18 protein-coding genes and 1 pseudogene are annotated in these 25,607 nt (G+C 53.3%); 18 read left to right on the top strand and 1 reads right to left on the bottom strand.

The annotated features are described in order from the left end of the window. Window positions 1-565 precede the first annotated feature (565 nt). Window positions 566-754: pseudogene (locus OXH16_22615) on the bottom strand (AAA family ATPase). A gap of 374 nt (window positions 755-1,128) precedes the next feature. Here OXH16_22615 and OXH16_22610 point away from each other — a divergent pair. The 18 genes from OXH16_22610 to OXH16_22525 all read left to right on the top strand — a co-directional run bounded on the left by OXH16_22610 (window position 1,129) and on the right by OXH16_22525 (window position 25,603). Further along, window positions 1,129-4,428, top strand: coding sequence for a hypothetical protein (locus OXH16_22610; GenBank protein MCY3684198.1), 3,300 nt, complete (start codon window positions 1,129-1,131; stop codon window positions 4,426-4,428). Between the two features lie 56 nt (window positions 4,429-4,484). Beyond that, window positions 4,485-5,222, top strand: a complete 738-nt coding sequence (locus tag OXH16_22605) for a phytanoyl-CoA dioxygenase family protein (GenBank protein ID MCY3684197.1) — start codon at window positions 4,485-4,487, stop codon at window positions 5,220-5,222. 13 nt (window positions 5,223-5,235) lie between these two features. Next, a complete protein-coding gene (locus tag OXH16_22600; GenBank protein ID MCY3684196.1) occupies window positions 5,236-7,206 on the top strand; it encodes a hypothetical protein in 1,971 nt (656 codons plus the stop codon). Window positions 7,207-7,218: 12 nt separating this feature from the next. Continuing rightward, the gene (locus OXH16_22595) at window positions 7,219-8,166 is read left to right on the top strand and encodes a phytanoyl-CoA dioxygenase family protein (GenBank protein ID MCY3684195.1); all 948 of its coding nucleotides are present in this window, start codon (window positions 7,219-7,221) and stop codon (window positions 8,164-8,166) included. 1 nt (window position 8,167) lies between these two features. Beyond that, the gene (locus tag OXH16_22590; GenBank protein ID MCY3684194.1) at window positions 8,168-9,634 is read left to right on the top strand and encodes a sulfatase; all 1,467 of its coding nucleotides are present in this window, start codon (window positions 8,168-8,170) and stop codon (window positions 9,632-9,634) included. Beyond that, window positions 9,631-11,619, top strand: a complete 1,989-nt coding sequence (locus tag OXH16_22585) for an alpha-L-fucosidase (GenBank protein ID MCY3684193.1) — start codon at window positions 9,631-9,633, stop codon at window positions 11,617-11,619. Before OXH16_22590 ends, OXH16_22585 begins: the two co-directional genes overlap by 4 nt. A gap of 22 nt (window positions 11,620-11,641) precedes the next feature. Then, on the top strand, window positions 11,642-12,553 hold the full coding sequence (locus tag OXH16_22580; protein ID MCY3684192.1) for a phytanoyl-CoA dioxygenase family protein: 912 nt from the start codon (window positions 11,642-11,644) through the stop codon (window positions 12,551-12,553). Between the two features lie 17 nt (window positions 12,554-12,570). Next, window positions 12,571-13,470: a phytanoyl-CoA dioxygenase family protein gene (locus tag OXH16_22575; GenBank protein MCY3684191.1), complete on the top strand. Its 900-nt coding sequence runs from the start codon at window positions 12,571-12,573 to the stop codon at window positions 13,468-13,470. Between the two features lie 7 nt (window positions 13,471-13,477). Further along, window positions 13,478-14,866 (top strand): sulfatase-like hydrolase/transferase, encoded by a 1,389-nt coding sequence (locus tag OXH16_22570; protein ID MCY3684190.1) that lies wholly within the window; start codon window positions 13,478-13,480, stop codon window positions 14,864-14,866. Between the two features lie 12 nt (window positions 14,867-14,878). After that, window positions 14,879-15,898: a Gfo/Idh/MocA family oxidoreductase gene (locus tag OXH16_22565; protein MCY3684189.1), complete on the top strand. Its 1,020-nt coding sequence runs from the start codon at window positions 14,879-14,881 to the stop codon at window positions 15,896-15,898. Window positions 15,899-15,914: 16 nt separating this feature from the next. Further along, on the top strand, window positions 15,915-16,733 hold the full coding sequence (locus tag OXH16_22560) for a phytanoyl-CoA dioxygenase family protein (protein MCY3684188.1): 819 nt from the start codon (window positions 15,915-15,917) through the stop codon (window positions 16,731-16,733). Next, the gene (locus tag OXH16_22555) at window positions 16,720-17,682 is read left to right on the top strand and encodes a phytanoyl-CoA dioxygenase family protein (GenBank protein MCY3684187.1); all 963 of its coding nucleotides are present in this window, start codon (window positions 16,720-16,722) and stop codon (window positions 17,680-17,682) included. The genes OXH16_22560 and OXH16_22555 overlap by 14 nt, the downstream gene beginning before the upstream one ends. After that, window positions 17,679-19,421, top strand: a complete 1,743-nt coding sequence (locus tag OXH16_22550) for an arylsulfatase (protein ID MCY3684186.1) — start codon at window positions 17,679-17,681, stop codon at window positions 19,419-19,421. The genes OXH16_22555 and OXH16_22550 overlap by 4 nt, the downstream gene beginning before the upstream one ends. A gap of 27 nt (window positions 19,422-19,448) precedes the next feature. Further along, window positions 19,449-20,711 carry an aryl-sulfate sulfotransferase gene (locus OXH16_22545; protein ID MCY3684185.1) on the top strand — a complete coding sequence of 421 codons (1,263 nt, stop codon included), beginning with the start codon at window positions 19,449-19,451 and terminating at the stop codon, window positions 20,709-20,711. Between the two features lie 10 nt (window positions 20,712-20,721). Continuing rightward, a complete protein-coding gene (gene dgoD, locus OXH16_22540; GenBank protein MCY3684184.1) occupies window positions 20,722-21,861 on the top strand; it encodes a galactonate dehydratase in 1,140 nt (379 codons plus the stop codon). Window positions 21,862-21,957: 96 nt separating this feature from the next. Next, window positions 21,958-23,373, top strand: coding sequence for an alpha-L-fucosidase (locus OXH16_22535; GenBank protein ID MCY3684183.1), 1,416 nt, complete (start codon window positions 21,958-21,960; stop codon window positions 23,371-23,373). Window positions 23,374-23,381: 8 nt separating this feature from the next. Next, window positions 23,382-24,155 carry a hypothetical protein gene (locus OXH16_22530; GenBank protein MCY3684182.1) on the top strand — a complete coding sequence of 258 codons (774 nt, stop codon included), beginning with the start codon at window positions 23,382-23,384 and terminating at the stop codon, window positions 24,153-24,155. Further along, entirely contained in the window at window positions 24,152-25,603 is a 1,452-nt protein-coding gene (locus OXH16_22525; GenBank protein MCY3684181.1) for a sulfatase-like hydrolase/transferase, read from the top strand. The genes OXH16_22530 and OXH16_22525 overlap by 4 nt, the downstream gene beginning before the upstream one ends. Window positions 25,604-25,607: the final 4 nt, after the last annotated feature.

The raw sequence follows: 25,607 nt of genomic DNA, 5'->3' as shown, positions 1-25,607 counted from the left end.
GGACTTCTACATCGTCCTGTCCGAATGTGAGGCGGATGAAGTCTTTGGGGTAGGTCTGAATGAGGTCTTTGGAGATGGTGTCATATTCGGCCATGTGGAATGCCTCGTGTCTGATGGGGTGCGTGGGACAGTCAAACACAAAGCAAAAATCATGCCAACAAATGGTCATTCTCCAAAAATTGAGTGCTGTGGGGCGTATTGCAAGACGGCTGAACACCCTATTGTGCTCTATATATGCTGTATTGCACACTAACCGAATTTAATCCGCAGATGGACGCAGATGAAAGGCGAGAGGGTACATTTTGTGTCATGAATGAGTGGTTATGTGAAAGATATGTACCACTTGTCTCTGTGGATACCGCGATGGTGCTTGCGTAACATCAGGTAATTAATCCATCATCAATTACCCCTACAATACGTTTTATATTCCTATCTTCCGATTCTTCTGGATACCCCAAGCGGCGATGGATATACCTAATTTGCTATATTATGAATCAGTAGATAGACTGTAGAGACTCTAAATGCCACTGTAGATAACGAGCTTGACTTGGCATTACAACGCGCAGCCGAACTTGAGCGCATCCGCAAGAAACCCAAATGCATCGAATAGGGCACTTTTTCCCACGCCATTTTTGCCGATCACCGCCGTCATAGGGGTAAGCGGTTGGCGATCCCGTTGATTCCACAAGGGACCCAGCGTAATATCTTTGAGTACCTTGAAGTTTCTGATTTCCAAGCCTACTATCTTAGCCATTTTACAGTCCTCTTTGGCGTTGTCTTTTTTAAATTCTGCTATTTCATGCGAATTAGTAGAGTTACAAGCATTCACTGAGTAAAAGACTATCCTGTAGCGATCAGCACACAGGCGTAGCCACACCACAACGACATTAATGACAAAAACCTTCTGGATTGCGGCTCAAAACCATGCCGCAATGACGGCTTTCATGTAGAGCACATGATTTACTGACCGCTTGTTTTCCCGACGTTCTCAATGATTTAAACAAAAAAACCTGTAAATGCAAGTTTTACTGAGGAACTATGAGAGAACAGCATACAAAATCGGTCTTGATAAATTCCGATTCTCAATATATTCTGATTGTATCTACTACTTAACCAAAGGACCTCGCCATGCCCAGCATACCCTGGCGGCCCAGAGTCATCCTTCCCGGCCGCAGTTTCCGCCTGCCCGTACAAGCCACCGACGACAACATCGCCCTCACAGCCAACCACTTTGAAACCATCGCCACCCGATGGTGCGAGCGGGACACCGCGCGCTACTACTACCTGCGATCTCCTCAAAAACAGGGCGACTACACCCTCATCGCAACGCACAACGGCAACACCGCGGAAACCACCATCCAGGTCCGCACCCTCGACAACCTGCGCCAGCCCCACACCTACAACGGCGCGCAATGGCCCCGCCGATGGCCTCTGGGACAAAACTACCACCCCACCAAAACCCGACAAACGCTACAAAACGACCCCAAATCAGAACACCTCAACGAAGAAACCCTCGCCTGGTGGTCATCCCAAACCGACCATATCCTCTGGTCGCAACTACCACCTGCAGAACTGCCCAAAGCGCACTTTGCCAACTGCCATCAGGGCTGTCCAAACTGCGGAACTGCCATCTTCAAATACAGCGGCTTCTATCCCTGGGAACGCAACCATCTCCCCTGCGATTTCAAATCGAAATGCCCCAACTGCGCCTCGATCTATCCCAGCAACAACCTCACAAAAGAAGACTACACCTCGGGCGAGTATGCAGACGACGGATATGGCTACTTCGACGCCGAGGACCACATCTACCTCTTTGCCGCCACCTATCACCGCGACCAGTGCCGCGCCTATCACGCCGGCATCAACGCACTCACAGACAGCCTGCGCGCTGGCGACCTCGACGAAGAACGCACCCGCAAACTCGGCCTCATGCTCCTGCGCTACGCCACAGAAGAACTCTACCTCGCCTCGGTCCCCCAGTTCCGCTATGGACCCTCAAAAAGCGTAGAAGAACCCTGGGAATGGGGACAACCGGACTGGGCAGAAGAAACCGACCCCGTTGCCGCCCTGAGCAGAAAAGGCACCATCCGCTACAGCATCGACACCCCCTACCTCATCGAAAGCCTCGCCCTCGCCTACGACACAGCCTGGCCCCTCCTGAGAGAAGACACTGAACTCGTCGAACGCGCACGGACATTCGGCCTATCCCTGCAAAGCCCCGAAGACACCTGCCTACTCATCGAAGAAATGCTCGCCGCCCTCCTCCAGGTCACCCTGGACCGGGGCGCGGGCAGCAACCTGCCGCGCGAAAGCCAGGGCGCGCTCATCCTCTTGCGCTGCCTGGACCGCGCCGACGCCCGGGACGTCATGGACTGGGTCTATGACGAAGGACCCGACACCCTGCGCGTCTTCACCACCAATGACATCCTGCCCGACGGCACACCCCAGGAATCCACGGGTGGATACAACGCCATCCACAGCGACGGCCTCTTCGACCTGGAATACCACCTCCGCAACCTGCGCACCCAGCAACCCAACGCCTACCCGGAAACCCTGTACCCCTCGCTATTCAAAGATCCGCGAGGCGCACGCGTCCCCCGGGCACTGTGCGAAATCACCATGATCGGAAAATCCTACTTCCAATTCGGCGACGGCTCCGCCCCCGGTTCCGCTGGCATCCATACAGAAGACGCAATCCGTCTGGAAGACGACCTCTATCACGCGCCCATGAAAACCAGCGTAATGGAACGCGCCATAGCCTTCACCAGCGACCCACACCTCGAAGAAATCCAATCCACCGTACAGAACAAACAGCACCGCGCGCTCGGACCAACCATCCTCGACAGCGTCGGCATCGCCATCTTGCGCACACCCGAAGCCCCCGAACGGGCCGCCGTGGGCATAGCTTATGGCGACACCATGCACCACCGCCATCGAGACCTCCTGGACGTCCAGCTCTTCGCCTTTAACCGTCCCTTTCTCACAGACCTCGGCTATCCCCAATCCTGGGCAAGCACATCCCCCTGGGAAGCCCATTGGGCGACCCACAACACCGTCTGGGCAGACCTGCCGCCCGGCGAACCCACCAGCGCGGGCCGTGGCCGCCTCGTACGCGCCCTATTCACCGACGGCATCCAGATCCTGGACATTGAAGCCCACCGCTGGGTACTCGACCCATCGGGCGGCTGGCACAAACTCGATATCACCTTCCGCCGCCTCATCGCCCTGATCGAAACCGACGGCGAAGGCATCGCCCTCCTCGACCTCTCACGCATCGCGGGCGGCGCAGAACACTGGCGCACCTGTCGCGGCCTGGAAGGCATATTCCAAACTGACAATGTGGATCTCAAACCCCAACCCGGCACAGTCGCCGGTCCCCACATCCAGCGCACCCAAACAGACAACCTGCCCCACCCGGACCACACCGCCCTCGCGTACATGGACAACGTAACAACCGCCCGGGCACCACAAACTTTTCAAGGCACCTGGCAATCGCAAATCGAACCAGCCGTACATCTCGACCTCCATCAACTCAACATTTCTCCAAACACCCAGGTCCTCAACACCCGTGCGGCACAGGCCATGGGAACACCCGAAGAATCCAACTACCTCTACCATCCCGTAATCTGGCGTCGCACGCCCGACAACGACACCACCTGCATCGACCTCGTCTTCGAACCCCACCTCGGCAACCCCACCCTCGCCAGCACCACAGCCATACCGTCGAACAACCCCACAGCCGCGGGCATCCACCTCACCACCGCACACGGCAAACAAATCGCCCTGTACTGGGCACCCAATGCCAGCCCGAATGACGAAACCCAATTTGAAAACGGCACTGTCCTCACAGGTGCCCTCGCAGTCGTCGCAGACGACCAAATCTCAACCCTGGGCACAACCGCCTTTCAAAGCACCAAAACAACCCTCACAAATCCCCACGCACAACAAACTGGCCGCATCACCGCCCTCAACCGGGAAACCTGCACCATCGACATCGAGGGCCTGGAAGACATCGCCGCAGGCGACCGCATCACCATCAACCCGGACGGCCGCGCACACAGCTACCGCATCGAAGCCGCCGAACAACTCGGCACCCACATCCACCGCCTCACCCTGGACGTCACCTCCATCCTGGGACGCGCAAAAATCATCGCCATCGAAGACAACAAAATCGACCTCGGCTTTCACATCATGGCAAAATCCGGCAACCTCCACGGCACGCGGCTACAAACAGAAACCAGCGACGACTGGGCGGTCATAGCAAACGCCCAAAACGCGAGCACCTGGCCCCCCGGAAGAATACGCACCACCATCTACCTTGACCCGAACAACAACAAACGCCAGAACCTATCCCCCGGCACCTGGGTACAGGCCGTCGATTACGTAATTGGCGACACCATCCTCTTTGAACCCCTGTGCAGGGGATAGTGGACATTCTTCCGCCATTTTTTATATTGATAACCCACAAAAAGAAAGGAATCGCAATGGCCGTTGCAACACTACCCCTAACAGAAAATCAGATTGACCAATACCATCGAGACGGTTTCTTGCTGGCCTCGGGATTGATTCCCGAGGCTATTGCACGCACGGGTGAAGCCACAATGTGGGAAGTCATGGGCATGGACCCTCACGCCCCGGAAACCTGGAACAACTATTCAGACGAAGCGATTGCATCCACGCTACAGGCCGGATTCAAACCCCGATCGAAATTATTTCAACACTTCGACAATCAACACCCCGACCTCCTCGCCTGTTACACGCCCGAAATGATGGCAGCAATGGCGCAATTAACCGGCGAAAGTGTAGATCTCTTTCATCTACCAACCGGCACACTCATACAAAACATCTTTCCCTCAAATGAAGAATGGGCGTGGCAAGGGGCACATTTTGACGGTGGCGTAAAAGCCAAAATGCACAAAACACTCCCCGGCCCATTCATCATCAACTCCATCATCTATCTCAACGACATTGAAAAACACGGCGGGGGAACAGTCGCGTGGCCCGGATCCCACAAACCCATTCGCACACTGGCAGAATCCGATCCCGAAAAATACGAATACATGTGGCAGCTAAAACAAGACCTGCACACCGTCGATATCGGCGACCCCGTAGAACTGGAACCAAAATGCGGCGACATATTATTCTTCGCCCACTTCTGCGTCCACGCCGCCACCAATAACGTACGCGACATGCCCCGCCTGGCACTGCGAAGCCGGTGGTAAATGGAGATCTCAATTGGCGCTTTCCTCTGCCCAAGAAGCGATACATCCGGCAACTGAACCAAAACTGATATCGTGGAAAGTCGTGGTCGCGGGCCTGCTATTAATCGTCGCATCGGACTACTACATCAACTGGTCCACCGTAATCTTGCGGGCGTCGAAGAACAACAAAGCCCTATTCCCGATGGGCCTGTTCTTCCCATTTGTAGTGCTCGTAGGCACCAACCTGCTACTCAGATGGATAAAACCGCGGTGGGCACTGAACCGAGGACAACTGTGCGTCGCCCTGGGCATGGGACTGATCGGATCCCTATTCCCATTCTACGGCCTGGCATCCTACGTCGTCGGCACCATTGCTGCGCCCTATTATTTCGCCACCCCGGAAAACGGCTGGGCAGAACTGCTGCACCCCAACATGGTCTCCTGGCTGATCATGAACAACGAAGACAAAGCCGTGACCTATTTCTACGACGGCCTGCCCCCGGGCGAACCCATACCCTGGAGAGCCTGGGCAGTACCGGTATTCTGGTGGATGACCTTTGTAGCTGCAGCGGCATGCGTGGCCCTCTGCCTCATGGTAATACTGCGAAAACAGTGGGTAGAAAACGAACGCCTGGAATTCCCGCTCATGGAAGTGGGCATGCAGGTAGCTCAGGTAGATAAGCGCAATGGGGGAACACCCGCCTTACTCAACCAACCACTCTTTCGCGTGGGCTTCTGGATCGGGATCTTTGCAGTATTCTGGAACATCATCTCGTACTTTTACCCCTTAATACCCGGACTGCCAACCACGCACACCGAAGGGCAGTGGTTCCGCTGGCTGGAAGGTGCCAAACCCTTCTGGGTACAAATCAGCATCTACGTCATAGGCTTTGCCTATTTTGCACGGGTCGAAACCCTGTTCAGCTTCTGGCTATTCTTTCTCTTCACAGAAATTGAAGTCGCGACCTTCGACCGCCTGGGCATCGCGGCAGGGCACGGAGGCGGCGAAGCCGTGCGGTCACAAAATTTCGGAGTACTATGCGCCTATGTCATGTTCGGACTATGGATGGCGCGCGGACATCTAAAAGCCGTATTTCGAAAAGTCTTCAAAAATGCCTCCGACGTAGATGACTCTCAGGAAGTGATGTCCTACCGTGCAGCACTAATCGCCCTCATAGCATCCTTGCTATACATGGTCGCGTGGCTACACGCGGCAGGCATGGAAATCCGGATCGTCGTCCTGTACCTGTTTTTCACCGCAGTGGCCTACATTGGAATGGCCCGATTCGCCGCAGAACTGGGACTACCCTATGGAGATATAGCCTACCACTCAATAACCTGGACCCCGCTCCACATCATGGGCGGGCAAACAGTCACAGCATCCACCTTGACGTGCCAGGGCTATCTCTGGGCCATGTTCGGAAAAACCCGGGGATTTCTGGGACCCCCAATCGCGCAAATGCTAAAACTGACCACACCGCTGCGGGTCGAGCGCGGGCGACTATTCGGCGTAATCGTGCTCGCCGTAGTAGCAGGCGCCACATTTGCAATACTCCACGCCATATACATGGGCTATTCCTCCGGCGGCTTCAACCTCAGAGCCGCGTGGAACCTGTTGATCGGACCACAGCGGTCCTACGACGCATCCGTAACCTGGATCCGCAACCCGGAAGCGCCCGATGTAGAGCGCATGTTATTCATGGGATCTGGCGTATTGATCACAGCCGTACTCACCTATTTGAAATACCGCTTCGTACACCTGCCCCTCCATCCCGTAGCCCTCATGCTACAGGGCACCTATATGGCGCAGAAAACCGTATTCTCGGTATTTCTCATCTGGATCTACAAAGCGACCATACTGAAAATAGGTGGCGTGCGCCTCTACAGAAAAGGACAGCCGTTTTTCATCGGCCTGCTAATCGGATATGCCATAGCGACATTCTTATCCTGCGTAATAGACAGCATCTTCTTCTTTGGACAGGGACACCTGGTACACGGATTTTAGAGGAGTCATTTAATGGCAACAGTTGACACCAGAACACATGGCTTAACCGCGGAAGAGCGCGAGGCTTACGCAAAAGACGGATTCTTCATCCGACCAAAAGCCTTCGATACGTATGAGATCGACGCACTGCGCGACAGAATTGAAGACCTCGTAGAACTCATCGAAACCTCTGACGTACTGCCAGAAAAACAGAAACAAGCAATCCTGAAACGCAACGCCGGAACCAAAGCGACTTCTGGGCCTGCATCGTTAAACAGCATAACGCGACTTCACAGATTCAGCGCCCTGGTGCGATCCCACATCCGCGACCCGAGGCGACTGGAGGCGGTCACACAGGTCGTAGGATCGGATTTATTCTGTCCAAACGACCTGTACTTCTTCAAACCCCCGGGCACCGGACGGCCCATCGCGTGGCACCAGGACTCCTGGTACTTCCGAAACACGTATATCAGCAGCATAGGCGACGCCATAGAGCAAGCCTCAATTGGAACCTGGCTGGCACTGGATGATGCAGATGAAGAAAACGGATGTTTATGGGTAATCCCCGGCAGCCACCGCCTGGGTGTAGTCGATCACAGCCAGGTCGAAAGCGATGAGTACTTATTGCAAAAAAAATTGACCGTATCCGACGAAATGGAAAAACGAGCAACACCAGTGGAAGTCCCCAAGGGCGCACTCGTATTTTTCAACAATGCCCTATTTCACCGCAGCACACCCAACAGATCAGATCGGTTTCGGCGGGCCTATATCGTACACTACATGAAAGCAACCATTCAGCACACCAATACCCGGAACAGGCAAAGGATAGACGAAGAGACGAAGCACTGGGGCACAACTGAGATGTACATCTGCGGCGTGCCCGGAACCATACAAACAACACCCGAAAAAGAAAGCATGAACTGGGACAGCGCACTGGGACGAACATTGACAGAAGACGACATTCGGATAAAAAGGAAATAAAATGCCAGATAAACGCCCCAACATCCTCTACATCATGACCGACGACCATGGAACCGGTGCCCTGAGTTGCTACGGCAGCCAGATCAACCACACCCCCAACATGGACCGCATTGCCAACGGAGGAATGCGCCTGGACAATTGTTATGTAACCTACTCCTTGTGCTCGCCCAGCCGCGCCTCCATCTTAACCGGAAAATACGCACATCTCCACGGACAAACATCAATCGGTGGAAATATCTTTGACGGCACACAGCAGACATTCCCCCGCCTACTACAGGACGCAGGATATCAAACAGCAGTCATCGGAAAATGGCACCTGCACAGCATACCAACTGGCTTTGATCACTACAGCGTCATGTGGAATCAAGGCTCTTATTTTGACCCCATATTTATCGAACCCGGTGCGCATGGCCCTGTATGGAAAGAAAGCCGGGGATATTCGACAGACCTGGTAACCGACAAATGCCTGGACTGGCTCAAAGGGCGAAACCCCGAACAACCCTTTATGCTCCTGTGTCATTTTAAGTCCCCCCATTACAACTGGGAGCCGGACGAAAAACACCAGGCGATGTACCAGGACGAAACAATCCCCGAACCAGAGACATTTGACCACAACTTTGGAGACAGCCCGGTACCTCCCGAAGCATTGCAAGTCAAGCTCGAAACCGTCCATGAACAATGGAATATCACCCACTGGGACGCCATGCCCGAAGGATTATCCATGCAGCAACAAAAACGCAGAAACTACCAGTACTTCATCAAAGACTACCTCCGCTGTGTAGCCTCGGTAGATGACAATATCGGGCGACTCCTCGACTACCTCGACGAACAGAACCTCGTCGAAAATACAGTCGTAGCATATACCTCAGACAACGGGATGTTTCAGGGCGAACACGGCTGGGTCGATAAAAAAATGATGTACGAAGAAAGCCTGCGGGTCCCATTCTTAATCCGGTACCCCAGAGAAATCGCAGCGGGAACCCACACAAGTGACATGGTCATCAACCTCGACTATGCACCGACCTTCCTGGAATATGCCGGGCAGCCCATCCCCACAGACATCCAGGGAAAAAGTCTGGTCCCCCTCCTGAAAGGACACCCACCGGACAATTGGCGAACCGCGTTCTACTATCAACACTTCGACATCCACCCCGACGGCGAACTGGCAAACTGCGGCGTACGCACCAAAAATTACAAACTCATCTGGTACAACCACAACTACGACCACTACCAGCTCTTCGACACCCAAAAAGACCCCAGCGAAACCCGGGATGTATCCGAAGACCCCGAATACGCCTCAACAGTATCCGAAATGAAAGCCTTGCTACAAGAAGAACGCGAAAAAGCGGGCTTAACAAACGAAATAGAACAACAAATCTTCAACAGCGATAACATACCTCAAACGCGCAAGCAGATGAACGCGTTACTACAAACAATAGACACCAATACCGCAAAGGAAAAACAATGAAAAACGCCAAACTCCGCTACAGACAGGTTCATCTCGATTTCCACACCTCTGAACACTGCCCGAATGTCGGTGGCAAATTTGACGAAGACCAGTTCATCGGCGCCCTGAAAAAAGGCCATGTCAATTCCATAACCATCTTTGCACAATGCCATCACGGCTGGTGTTATTACCCCACAAAAACGGACATGGAACATCCCAACCTGCAAACCGACCTCGTCGGACGCATGCTCGCCGCAGCCAAAAAAGCCGACATCAACATGCCCGTCTATATCACCGTACAATGGCAGGAAAAAGCTGCCCGCGAACACCCCGAATGGCGCGTCAGGCGACCTGACGGGGGCTATGTGGGACGGCCAACCATGCACCCCCATACCCCCCTGCCACACGGCGGATGGTATCGCCTGTGTTGCAACACGCCCTATCTCGACGCGAGTGTCTTGCCCGTATTGACAGAAGTAATGGACATGTACAATCCCTCTGGCATATTTCTCGACATCACCGGGGAAGAAATTTGCACCTGTGACTGGTGTATCGCCAGCATGCACGAAAAAGGACTCGACCCCGATAACGCTGGAGACCGGGTTATCCACTCACAAGATGTGTACAAAGACTATCTATCCAAAACAACGGACATCATCTGGACTCGAAATCCCGACGCCACAATTTATCACAACGGCAGCGACAAAAAGGGTCGCCACGACCTCTACCCCTACTGGTCGCACCACGAAATCGAATCCCTGCCAACCGGCATGTGGGGATACAACCACTTCCCGACAAATGCGCGCTACTTCACAAACCTGCCCGACTGCAACGCAATCGCACAAACGGGCAAATTCCATCGCATGTGGGGCGAATTTGGCGGCTTCAAAAATCCAGTCGCACTGGAATACGAAGTCGGACAAATCATCTCACTAAATTGCCGCTGCATGGTAGGCGACCAACTCCATCCAGAAGGTGAAATGGACGAAGAAACCTATCGCATCATAGGCGAAGCGTACAAACGCGTTGAAGAACGCGAACCCTGGCTGGAAGATGCCGAACACGTGGTAGATGTGGCGATCCTCGCACCCTCGGGCGTACACAAAGACAGAGACCTGGAAGACAGCGAAGTCGGCGCCGGACTCATGCTCATGGAAAACCACATCCCATTCTTAATGCTCGACGAAACAATGGACCTATCCCCCTACCAACTATTAATTCTACCAGACAGCGTGCGCGTGGATAACGCACTAAAAACAAAAATCGACGCCTTTCTGGCAGGCGGCGGAAAATTACTATCATCTGGCGAAAGCGGCCTGGACCCCGCGGGAAATGGTTTTGCGTATGACATCGGAGCAGAATATACCGGACCCTCGCCCAATGATATAGAATACGTAGTCGTCGGAGACGCCATCGCCCAAAACATGGTACGCACCCCATTCCTCGTCTATGAATCCGGCGTAACCACAAAAGTGACAGACGGCGAAATACTCGCAACCGCGTGGAAACCGTATTTTAACCGCACCTACGGAAAATTCTGCTCCCACCGAAACACCCCTTATGAAGGCGACGCGGGTTGGCCCTCAGTCATCCGCAAAGGCAACATCATCCACATCGCCCAACCCATCTTCAGAGTCTATGACGATCAGGGCATGCAATTGCACCGCGACCTGGTAAAAAACTGCATCGACCTGCTCTACGACGACCCCTTATTGCAGGTCTCCCTGCCATCGTGCGGCCGCGTAAACGTAACGCGCCAACCCCAGGAAGAAAACCGGCTAATTTTGCATCTCATGTATGCCAACCCCATCAAACGGGGCGACACAAATGTAATTGAAGACATTATCCCACTGTACAATATTGCAGTCTCCCTCAAATCGGACCGCAACATATCTCGCGTATATCTCGCACCCGAAAACGAGGACATTGAATTTGCAGTAACGAACGGGCGCGTGTCATTTACCGTGCCAAAAGTCGAAATGAATCAGATTGTGGTGATTGAATAATGCCAAAAGAAAGGAGCCTCCCATGCCAGAAACAAAAAAAATCGTCCGGTCGGAACCCTTTGTGATCAACAAAAACATGGGCAGCCCGATGGCGATATCCGCCAGAGACCTCACGCCAAAAAATGCGGATGGTCTGCGCGTAGTCTTGCCAACGGAAAAACAAAAATACGACTTTGATCGCAATGGTTGGCTCTTAATCCCCGGCGTACTCTCAAAAGACGAATGCGACGAAATGCGGACCTTTGCCGAACGATTGACCAAAGACCCCGAAAGCATACCCGAACACGAACGCTGTCCGCTCGGCGGACCATTGCAAAAACTGGCCGACCACCCCGTTGTCGTCGGATTCATGAACGAATTTGTAGCATATCCTCCCCTCGCCAACGACGAGCGATACGGATTCAGACTGGAAACATCCCACCTGTTTTACCGCGACGCTGAAACGCCCGGAAAATTTAGTCCACATAACGGCAATGGCCTGTTTCGCATGCCCTGGGACTCCCACTTTTACCGGTGCATCCCCGGCAAAGCCTGGAGCGGACTAACGCGCGTCGTATGGGAATTTAACCCTGTCAAAAAAGGCCAGGGCAGCACATTATTTGTACCGGGCAGCCACAAAGCCGCTTATCCAGCACCCGAAACCGTCCGCGACCCCGAATCAACCATGTGGGAAACATATAGCTGTCCACCCGGATCGCTGTTATTCTTCACCGAAGCAATCACGCACAGCGCACATCCCTGGACCAACACCGAAAACAATCGCCTCGCCGTATTCAACCTCTACAATATCGTCGCCAGCCGATGGCATTCGTGGTTACCCCCTGAAAAACTCATCGAATCCATGCCCCCCTTAAGACAAACGCTCTTCAGCGAACCGTACAACGAAAAAGTGGATACATTCTTCCCACGCACAACAGCGTATATGGACGGATAATTGAACAGGAGACCAACATGGACAACAATGGAACCGTAACACCTTATATCATCGACAAAAATCTGGGCAGCCCAATGGACGACTACTCAGATGTATTGCCAAAAAAAAATGGCGACGGATTAGACATCATCGAACCGACCGCAGAGCAGAAATACCGGTTCGACAAAGACGGATGGCTCTTAGTCCCAGGCGTATTGAACGAACAGGACATCAAAGAAATGCGGGAATATTGTATTCAACTGCACTTCGACCCCCAATCGCTCCCCGAACACGAACGCACCCCGCTGGCAGGTCCCACACAGAAATTGATAGATCACCCTCTGGTAGTCGGCATGATGAACGAATTCATGGCTAATCCTCGTCTATCAAGCCCCAATTGTTATGGATTCAGCCTGGCCGCCAATGGACTCTGGTATAGAACCGCACCCAATCGGCGAAATGAAGGCAAAAGAGAAGCCCGTCAATTTAGCCCACACAATGGCAATGGACTATACCGCCTGCCCGGCGACGCGCACTATTACAACGCCTTCCCCGGCAAAGCCAACAGCGCGCATACCCGCGTAGTTTGGGAATTGAACCCCGTCAAACACAAACAGGGCGGCACACTCCTCGTAACGGGCAGCCACAAAGCCGTGTACACCGCACCCAACGAAATACAAGACCCCGACTCCAGCATCTGGACGACCTATTCCTGCCCAGCAGGCTCGGTCCTGCTTTTCGCAGAAGCAACAACACACAGCGCGCATCCGTGGACCAATGAAGAAAACGACCGCATCGCCATCGCCAACCTCTACAACTTCGTAGATGGCGGTCACGCCAGACTATTGCGACCCGACCCCCGCATCCTGAACGCCATGCCCCCGATTCGCCAGACCCTGTTCAGAGAGCGATTCGCCGGTCAAAATGTCGTCAGGTAAGAACATCATGGACCAGAACCGACCAAATATCCTGTTCATAATGACCGATGAGCAGCGATTTGACCACCTGGGACGTGTAAACCCTGCGGTAAAAACACCGCACATAGACGCCCTGGCCAATGATGGCGTTCTATTCACCCGGGCATATACACCCAATCCATCCTGTGTACCTGCACGCGCAGGAATATTCACGGGGAAATATCCCCACCAGTGCGCGGCACCCACCTTTATCACCTACTTGCCAGCGCACGAAAAGACATTCATGAGTTATTTGCAAGAAGCGGGATATTACACAGCAGTCATTGGAAAACAGCACTTTGGCGAATCGAAAATTGAACGGGGTTATAACCACGAAGACATTATAGACAGCCACAGCCCCGCACCTCAGAATCCAAATCGCAACTCCTATAACCAGTGGTTGTGGGACTCCGGATTTAAGCACCGCAATGAATTAATTCAGGGAAATCCCGAAATCAGACGATATTCGGAATGGAAAGCGGACCCAAAATACCACGTCGATCACTACGTAGGTGACCGGGGCCGCGAATGGATAGAAAGCGGCAGGCCCGAAGAACGCCCCTGGTTTTGCTGGATCTCATTCCCAGGCCCACACGGCCCCATTGACTGTGGCAATCTCCCCCAGGCCGACCTGTACGACCCGGCAGAAATCGACATGCCAGAGACAAATTTTGAGATGCTGGCACAAAAACCCCCGCACAACTCACTTCGAGGCGGACCCGAGCGCCAACAGCCTTTTACAAAAGATGAAATACGCAAACTGCGGCACGCTTATTACGCAAACGTAACACTCATAGATGAAAAAATCGGCGCAATCGTACAGGCATTAAAAAATAGCGGTGCCTATGACAACACCCTCATATTCTTCACCAGCGACCACGGCGATTTCATGGGCGACTTCCAACTCATGGCAAAAGGACAAAACATAATGGAAGTACTCATGCGCATACCCTTTGTAATCAAACCTCCCCAAGGCGGCGTACGCGAAAAAGTAGAATCATCTCTCATCTCGGCAATTGATATTGCAGCTACCTGTTTAACGGTCGCTGGCGCAGAAGTACCCGAACACATGGCATCACGCGACCTGTCGCATTATTGGTCCCATGCAGAAGACCTGGACGACCAGGACGAATTGTACATGGAAGCATCGGGCATTCGGTGCTTGCGCACCCGACGCTGGAAAATCGGGCATTATTGGAACAAACCCTATGGCGAACTCTACGACCTGAAAAACGACCCCTGGGAAAAAGAAAACCTGTGGGACCGCCAGGACATAGCAGAATTAAAATCCAAATTGCAAAAACGTTTACTGGACAAACTGATCGAACTGAGTCCGCGGTCTTATATCGCGTGGAATCACGGCGCACCTGAATTATAAAGGATCTCCTATATGAACGGATATCGGATAGGAATTGTAGGATGTGGTGGAATAGCACATCGGCACATTGCGGGATATCGGAAAGTCGCGCACGACCTGGGAGAAGTCGTCGCAGGATGCGATATAGACAAAGAGCAACTGAACAGATATTGCGACCAATACGACATACCCAATCGCTTTACAAATGCGGCAGACATGATCGCATCGGGAGAAATTGACGTCATCAGCCTGTTAACACCCCCTGCTGTGCGTCATGACGTAATCTTCCCCGCAATTGAAAAAGGAATCCATCTCCTCGTCGAAAAACCATTCGGCGAAACATTGTGCGATGCAGTCTCCTTTGTCGAAGCCGCGGAAAAAGTGGGCGTAACCCTGGCGGTCAACCACCAACTGGGATTCATGGAAGACGTCGTCGCAATGCGCGACATCATCAACTCGGGTGAAATTGGCGACATACGTTATATATCGCACGACGAACTAAAAAACCGGACCCAGGTACGCGGGTGGCGAAGCCGGGAACAACGCCTGGAAATCAGCATCTTTAGCATCCACCTCATCGACCGCATCCGCACACTGGCAGATAGTCCACCCCAAAGCGTATCAGCCGTAGCCCGCCATTGGAATCCAGATGTCAAAGGCGAAACCTTTACCAGCCTGACAGTACAATTTGAAAATGGCATCGTCGGCACCATGGTCTCCAACTGGCATGGCTTAACCCTATCGGAATGTCGATTGCGCATAGACGCCACAAAAGGCTCGGCACTATCCGTCAAAAAAGTCGTACTCGCCGACACAGCCACATTGCACACCCATCCCCTGAACGGAAAAAAGGAAACACGCGAATTCAATCGCGAAGGGGCATTCACACACGCAATGGGTGAAAGCATGAACCACCTGATGGACTCCGCGCGGCGCGGCGCAGAACCCGTGCACAGTGGACGAGGGAATTTACACACCATGCAAATCGTCGATGCGGCCTATTTATCGGCACAACGCGGTGGACAAATGGTAGAAGTAGCGGAAATAAAATAAAACTGGAGGAACAGCAATGACCACAGATTGCCCCACAACCCCTGAAGACATCGCGCAATATCAAAAAAGGGGATTCATCAGCTATCCCAACTTCTTCACGCCCGAAGACCTCCGGGAACTCGCAGACGCGCTCGACCACGCCGTAGCAATCAACCGCGCCAGAATCAAAGGCGCAGAAAACGCGGGACGGGGCAGACCCGAATACGAACTCGTATTTAATCAAATGGTCAACCTCTGGACCGACTATGCAGGCGCGCGAAAAATCGCCCTGAACAAACGCCTCGCAGAATCCGCCCGCCGGCTATCACAAGCCAAACAAATCCGCATCTACCACGACCACGCACTCATAAAACCACCCGGCGTCAAAAGCCGGGAAACCAACTGGCACCAGGACTTCCCGTACTGGTCTGGCATGGACCGCCCGGGCGCACTCTCCGCCTGGGTCGCAATCGATGATGTCTATATCGAAAACGGCTGCATGCACTTCGTCCCCGGAAGCCACAAATTCGGCAAACAAGAAAGCGTGAGCCTGACCACTCAGGGCGAAAGCATCGTCCAAAAAATGAAAGAACGCGGACACAAAGTCGCTGAACCGGAAACCATAGAACTGCCAGCCGGCGGCGTCACCTTCCACCACGGATGCAACTTCCACTATGCGGGACCCAACCTCAGCGACGAACCCCGCCGCGCATTCGCCATCATCTACATCCCCGACTACGTCCTCTTCACCGGCAAAAACGACGCAGCGGGCGCGCAAGACGAAATGGAAATCGGCAAACCCTGGGACCACCCCCTGCATCCCGTCATAAAGGAGGCCAAAAATGTTGACCCCTGAACAATGTGAATCATACCAGCGCGACGGCTATCTCTTAGTCCCCAACCTCTTCTCAAAAGCGCAATTGGCACCCGCGCTCGAAGTCGCAGAACAAAATGCCTACGGCAAATCTCACGAAGAATTCAACGCCGAAATAGATGCCCATCCCGAAATTGCAGAAACACTCATCAGACCAAAAGGCCGCCGAAGCTTTGGCGGACCCCGCGCGCAATTTCACGACATCCCAACGGGTATCGACGCCATTGACCGCACCCTTGAACACGCACCCTTTTTAGACGCCCTCTCCCAACTCTTAGACACACCCGACATGCACTATCACCACGGCTTTGTCTATGCCCGTAGCGGACGCCTGGACCGGGGAACCCCAAGAGAACCCTGGCAGGGCTTCCACATCGACTGGGCAAAACCCCTGCTACCCCCGCACCCGGAATGGCAACGCTACGGCCACATCCAGGCCTGGGTTTATCTGACCGACAACGACGCAGACTGCGCCCCGGTCCGCGTATTGCCCGGCGCACACAGCAAAATGAACAAACTCATCCGCGAGCCACTCGGCACAGAACACGCATCTTATCGCTTTGACGACATCCGCGAGCTCCCTTACAAATTCGAACCCGTCACCGCCACGGGAAAAACCGGAACCGTACTCTTTTACAGCTCACACACGCCCCATTCAGCCCAGGCATTCACCAACCCCAGAAAACAACGCGCCGTCCTCTTCTACGCCGTGGGCCGCAGAGACACCAGCACCTGGACACTCACGGAAAAACGAGACATACAAGAACGCGGACGCCTGCGCCCCTTCCTGACAAAAACCACCGCAAGAGTCCGCAGCCTCTTTGGCTGGCCCAACCCCGGCGACGACTTCTACACGCCAGAAACGCTTCACCTCATCAAAAACGCCTATCCAGAAATGGACCTCAGCCCATACAAGGAGCAACGCGCATGACAGAACGCCCCAATGTGATCCTGATCTTAACCGACGATCAGGGATATGGGGACTTGAGTTGCACCGGCAATCCTGTATTGCAAACGCCACATCTGGACAAGTTATACGACCAGAGCGTGCGCTTGACCGACTATCACGTAGATGCCATGTGCTCGCCCACAAGAGCCGCGCTCATGACCGGGCGATATGCCGCGCGCACCGGCGTATGGAGCACCCTGCGGGGCCGATATATCATGCGCCGGGACGAAATCACCATCGCCGACGCATTTTCGGACTCGGGCTATCGAACCGGCATCTTTGGCAAATGGCATCTGGGCGACAACTATCCCTATCGCCCCTTTGATCGGGGATTTGGGGAATCCCTGAGCTTTGGCGGCGGCGTAGTAGGAGAAATCCCGGACTACTGGGACAACGACAACTTCACCGCAACATATCTCCGAAACGGCACACCCGAACCGCACGCCCGTTATTGCACAGACGTATGGTTCAACGAAGCCATGCAATTTATGGCGGCGGATGAAACCCCATTCTTCTGCTACATCTCAACCAACGCCCCCCATGGCCCATTCAACGTACACGAAAAATACAGCGCGCCTTATTTACAACAGGGCATACCGAAACAACGCGCGCGATTTTACGGCATGATCGCAAACATCGACGAAAACATCGGGCGCCTCCGCCAGTGGCTCGCGGACAATGATCTAACAGAAAACACCATACTCATCTTCATGGGAGACAACGGCACATCCATGGGAACGGGAATAACCGCGGATGGATATCCAACAGATGGATATAACGCGGGCATGCGCGGCAAAAAAACGTGGGTCTATGACGGCGGCCATCGCAACGCGTGTTTCATACACTGGCCCGCCGGAAAACTAACAGGCGGTCGCGATGTCGAACCTGTAACCGCCCACATCGACATCTTGCCCACACTAATCGACCTCTGCAAACTCTCCCCACCAGACGCGAAATTCGACGGCACCAGCCTCACACCCCTGTTGAACAACGCCTCTAACGACTGGCCCGCGCGCACCCTATTCGTACACCAGCAGCAAATTGATCACCCAAAAAAATACAAAGACTTCGCCGCCATGACCGACCGCTGGCGACTCGTACACACGGGAGTCTGGCGCGAGCCACAACACGAACTATTTGATCACAAACGCGACCCCGAGCAAAAGCGCGACATAGCAGAACACCATCCCGACATCGTACAAAGCCTGCGCGAAGACTATGAAAATTGGTGGACCGACATCTCCCGGCGATTTGGCGAATACAGCGAAATCCCAATCGGATCAAACCGCGAAAACCCCACAACACTAACCGCACATAGCTGGCACGGAAAAGAAGGGATCTACAGCCAGCGACATGTACGCCAAAAAGAGCGAGACAACGGATTCTGGGCCATCGACATTGAACAAGACGGAGAATACGAATTCGAACTTCGCCGCTGGCCCATTGAAATCGACACACCGATCTGCGCCGCACTACCCGGCAGAACAGGCGTCCCTTATGTAGATGATCTATTGCCGGGAGAAGCACTCGCCATCAAAACAGCAAAATTACAAGTAGGCGACATCATCCAACAAAAAGCAGTAGATGAAAGCGCTCCTTGCGTCACTTTCCAGTTATCACTCAAAAAAGGCTCAACCCGCGTACAAACCTATTTTGACGATGGCATTGACGCGCCCCCCGGTGCCTACTATGTTTATGTAAAGAGAATCAGTCCCGCTTAGTCCCAAAATCTACTGAGGAGTCTATCAATGGCATCACGCGTAACGGGTGTTCCCCGACCGGTTGGTATATCTGTGTACGACCCCGAGCGTACCTGGAATGGCTATACCGTCTATGCTGGCGGTGAGATAATTGACATGAACGGCAACCTCGTAAAGCATTTTGACCTATCACAACTGGGCAAAGTAATGCCTGGGGGGTATATACTCGGTGACCGGCGATACAACGGCCCCCGCATGGAACGGGGGCGCGAACTCGTTCAGTTGGATTGGGATGGGAATGAAGTCTGGCACTACAATAAAACCGAGCAAATCGAAATTGATAAGAAAAAAATCTGGTCCGCCAAGCAACACCACGACTTTGAGCGCGAGGGCAGTCCAACCGGGTATTATGCGCCGGGTTTAGATCCCATCATAGAAGGAAATACAATTGTACTTGCAGCAAAAGAAGTAGAAAGGCCACATATCGCACCTGGGGTGCTGCATGGCGATTGTATTTTGGAAGTAAATTGGAACGGCGACACCGTGTGGGAATGGCAAAGCGTGGATCACTTTGATGAAATGGATTTTAACGAAGAAGCAAAAAATGCGATTTACCGGGGAGGGCGCGTCGGTGCAGATCCCTATGACTGGGTACATTCCAACAGCGTATCCTATCTGGGACCAAACAAATGGTATGATGCTGGCGACGAGCGATTTCATCCAGATAATTTTATCTGGGATGGACGACATACCAACACAATCGCAGTAATCAGCAAAAAGACGGGTAAAATCGCGTGGAAAGTCGGGCCAGATTATTCACTGACATCCGAACTGCGGGCACTGGGCTGGATCATTGGACTGCATCACGCACACATGATTCCAAAAGGCTTGCCCGGTGAAGGAAACATCCTGGTATTCGACAATGGCGGTGCTGCTGGATATGGCGCACCGAATCCGGGTGCTCCCAACGGGAGGATGAACGCGGTACGAGATTATTCTCGTGTGGTAGAATTCGATCCAATAACACTGGAACTCGTATGGGAGTATTCCGCGCTCAAGGCAGATGGTGACCGGATCCGCGCCTGCCGTTTTTACAGCCGACCGTGGAGTTCTGCACAGCGCCTGCCCAATGGCAATACACTGATTTGCGAAGGCGCAGGAGGTCGGCTTTTTGAAGTCACTCCCGAACTCGAAATTGTATGGGAATTTATCAGCCCTCACGAAACGTGTTATCGCGCTTATCGCGTACCATACGAGTGGATCCCACAACTGGACAAACCAGAGGAAATAGCCATCGTCGTCAAAGAATAAAGGAGCATAAATGAAAATCACCGATCTACACGTAATACGTATGGGCACCCCGGGAAAGGGTGAGGGAACAAACTGGACATTTATAAAAATCGAAACCGACGCCGGCATATACGGATTGGGCGAAGCTAGTCTGCAATACAAGGACGAAGGACTAATAGCGGAATTTGGCGCATTCAAGCGATATTTAATCGGCAAAAACCCCTTTGAAATCGAACGACTATGGACATCCCTCTATCGGCGCGTCACCTGGTCTGGCGGCCCCGTAACCACCAGTGCCATCAGCGCCATTGACCTCGCCCTATGGGACATCAAAGGCAAAGCTCTCGGCGTACCCGTATATGAATTACTCGGCGGCAAATCCCACGACAAAATACGCATGTACGCCAACGGCTGGCCCAGAAAGGGAAACACCCCCGAAGCCATCTTCGAAGGCGTAAAACAGGTCGTAGATCAGGGCTATACAGCGTTAAAATTCTACCCCTTTGCCGGCGAACAAGTTGCAAAAATCGACCGAATAGAACACGGCGTCGCACTCGTAGAAGCCGCGCGAGAAGCCGCCGGATCACAGGTCGAAATCGGCATTGACATACGCGCGCGATTAAACATCTGGAGTGCGCGCCGAGTCGCACAAGCACTCGAACCATACAACATCGCCTGGATGGAAGAACCCATCTTGTGGGACAACCCCGAAGCCCTCGCGCAATTTGCCCATGAAGTGCGCGTACCCATTGCAACGGGCGAACAACTGTACACCCGATGGGGATTCCGCTCATTATTAGAACTGAATGCCGTAGGCATCATCCAGCCGGACATCTGTCACGCGGGCGGCATCACCGAACTAAAAAAAATTGCAACAATGGCCGAAACCTATTACGTAACCGTAGCCCCGCACAACTCCAACGGACCGATCTCCACCATCGCCAGCCTGCATCTGGACCTCTGCATACACAACAGTTTAATGCAGGAAATATTCCTATCGTCCATCGGCCTCTACAACGAAGTCCTCACACAGCCCATCGAAGTAATCGACGGCCATTGCGTACCACCCGAAGGACCTGGCTGGGGCGTAGATTTGAAAGAGGACGTCCTGGCAAAATACCCCCCCAAACCATTTACGCCTATTGAATCAGAACCTTATGTAGAATTTTGAAAGGCGGGCGACCACGGGGGGGCGCCCCTACAAACCACAATATTATCGTAGGGGACGGCCCCTCTGCCGTCCCACCAATCATCCACAGGAGAAACCATGGCAATACAACTACCCGAAGGACCTTTTAAACCGAACTGGGACTCACTCTCAAATTATCGCGTCCCCGACTGGTATCAGAACGACAAATTTGGCATCTTCATCCACTGGGGCGTGTATGCGGTCCCCGCATTTGGAAGCGAATGGTACCCCCGCAACATGTATCAACAAGGCGCCAGAGAATTCGCGCACCATGTAGCGACCTATGGCGAACACAGCAAATTTGGATACAAAGACTTCATCCCCATGTTCAAAGCGGAAAAATACGACCCTGACCACTGGGCAGACCTATTCCGCAAAGCTGGTGCCCGCTTTGTCGTCCCCGTAGCCGAGCATCACGATGGATTTGCCATGTACGACACCGACCTATCGGACTGGTGCGCGAGCAAAATGGGGCCCAAACGCGATCTCATTGGCGAACTCGCCGAAGCCGTACGCAAACAATGGCTGGTATTCGGCCTATCGACCCACCGCGCAGAACACTGGTGGTTCATGGATGGCGGGATGCAATTTGACTCCGACGTACAGGACGGACAATACGCGGGCTTATACGGACCCGCGCAACCGAGAGACAGCCAGCCCAACGAAGAATTCTTAGACGACTGGCTCGCGCGCACCTGCGAACTCGTCGATAAATACCACCCGCAAATCGTGTGGTTTGACTGGTGGATACAAGAACCCGCTTTCGCGTCTTACGTACAGCGTTTTGCAGCCTACTATTACAACCGCGGAGCCGAATGGGATCGCGGCGTAGCGATCAATTACAAACACAGCACCTTTCCCCCAGAAGCCGCAGTTTACGACATTGAGCGCGGACAATTAGACGACATCAACCCGCACTTCTGGCAAACCGACACCTGTGTGGCGAGAAAATCCTGGGGATATATCGAAGAAGAACGGGGATACAAAAGCGCCTCGCAACTCATCGGCGACCTGATAGATATCGTAAGCAAAAACGGCGCACTCTTGCTCAACGTAGGCCCCCGTGCCGATGGCACCATCCCCGAAGAAGAAGAGGCCCTATTGCTCGCAATCGGCAAATGGCTAAACACAAACGGCGAAGCGATCTACGACTCGCGCCCCTGGAAAGTATTTGGCGAAGGTCCCACAGAAGTCACAACAGGTTCATTCACCGATACAAAGCGACAGATGTTTAGCGAACGCGACATCCGCTTCACCACGCGAGGGGATATCCTCTACGCAACCGTATTGGCAATACCCGAAAAAAATGAAGTAACGATCCAATCGCTCGGCTCTTCCCTACGTCTGCTAACCAAACCAATCGACAAAGTCGAACTACTGGGAGCAGGAACGTTAAAATGGTCGCAAACAATGCGCGGCTTAAAAGTCCAACTCCCCGCAGAAAAACCATGCGACCACGCGATCGTCTTAAAAATCACGCCAGTGTCTGATTGAGGCATCCAATGACATCCGACCACATACATTGGACATTTCAGTACGATGGCAGAAGTCAGACCCCCCACTTTGGCAAACAGTTGACCGAAATACTGAATAGAAACACTACGCCAGCATCCGAAAAAAAATACACCGTCCTCCCAAACTACTGGAAAGGATACAAAGGTCGATCAGGTGGAGAACCCATGCGCGACCTGACAATTGGCGAAGTAATAATCAACCGAAAGCGCGAACCATCGCAAAACTGGCATTACGACATTCAATTTCTCAACACCACAAGCGGCGAAAATCTGCACCTCGACTTCCATTGTGCGGACGACAACCTCCGCACCCTGCGGGACACCTGGCGCGTAACAGCGACCAATGGTGCAGGAGATAAATACCGCCAATTCACCTGTGAAGGACGCATCACATCACAGGGAATCACACTCGTCGTCAACAACACAACCTTACCCATCGGTCATCTCGAAAACACCCACCCCATCACCTGCAACTGGACACTATTTGACGTCATCCCAAAACTCGCACACCAGTTAAAATCTTCCGGCAAAAAAATCTCCCTCACCATATTGGAAGACCTCGAAAAAATCCGCACACCCGCACACATCGGCTACATGGAAGACTGTACTCTACCACTCGGCAACAGAACCCTGAAACTCTCCGGCTTCTTCGTCTATGGCGCGGGCATGCTACCCTCGTACTGGTGGCTGGATCAACAAAAACAGGTCATCATCGCATCAACCACATTCCAGACCTTCGTACTAACAGGAGACGCCGCATGAGCGACCGCCCCAATATCCTGTTCATCAACACCGACCAGCACACCTGGGACGTCATATCTGCATACGGCAACACACATGTAAAAACGCCGCACATCGACCGCCTGCACAACAACGGCATCTCATTCATGCGGTCTTATAGCAGCGACCCCGTCTGCGCTCCTGCGCGGGCGAGCTGGATGACTGGGCGATACACCTCAGAAGCCGGCACCCCATTCAACGGCGGCCATCTGCACGAAGACATACCCGACCTCGGTCAGATATTACAACAAAGCGACTACCGCGCAATCCACTGCGGCAAATGGCACGTAGATGGCCGAAACGTATATGACAGCTTCGACGTCCTCTACTACGGCCAACAGCGAATCGGCGCAGGCGGCGGCGAATACTACGACGCGGCAATGACCCATGCCGTCGTAGATTTTTTAACCACGTATGACAAAACCGACCCATTTTATCTGCAAGTCTGGTACGTCAACCCGCACGACATCTGCGAATACGGCCACAACTTTGAAACAAAAGAAATGCCCGACGCTGTGCGCCGGGGCATGCTCACCGAAAAGGACTTACCCCCTCTCCCTGACAATTTCAATTACGACACGCGCGAAACCGTCCTGCACCGCGTATGCAGGCGCATAGACGAATGCCTGATCCACTGGCCCATCTTGCGCGCCATGAAAACATGGGACGAACGCCAATGGAGAACATTTATATGGCATCACCACCGCTTTGTAGAAAAAGTAGATGGTGAAATCGGCCTGATCTTAACCGCCCTTGAACAAAGCAGCCTCGCGGACAACACCGCAATCATCTTCAGCGTAGATCACGGCGAAGCCTTTGGACAGCATCAGATGTTTCAGAAATTCTCCCTCTACGAAGCCAGCATTCGCGTACCCTTTATCGTCTCATCCCTCGGACACAACCTGAACATCCCCAAAGGCGCATATGATCACAAACACTTTGTCTCCGGTGTCGATCTCCTCCCCACCGTATGCGACTACGCCGGAATCGAACCACCCGAACATGCGCGTGGAATGAGCGTGCGCCCCCTCGTCGAAGGTCGGGACATACCCTGGCGCGACTTTGGCTTTGTCGAAAGCAACTACTGGGGACGCGCCCTGCTTTTCGACCGTTATAAATACGTCTGTGAGTATATTCCCTACGGAAATGAAAAAGACCTCCTCCCACCCGGACCCGACCCCGAACGCATCGGCCTCGAACAAATTTTTGACCTCAAGAACGACCCGGGAGAAACGCAAAATCTCGCCCATGAAGAAAACAAACGCGCATTAGTGATACAATGCCGTCAGGCACTACTGAAATTTGAAGCGGGATTGGAACGGCGGCAAATCACACACGAGCGACCCACCCGTCAAATCGACAACTGGGGGCAGCGCATCCGGGCGCACTGGGACGCACACCCCGAATTGGAAGCCATGAGAATTCCCTAAAACA

It is taken from the genome of Gemmatimonadota bacterium (genome assembly GCA_026705765.1).
GTDB lineage: Bacteria > Latescibacterota > UBA2968 > UBA2968 > UBA2968 > VXRD01.
This window is presented reverse-complemented; position numbering and strand designations above follow the sequence as displayed.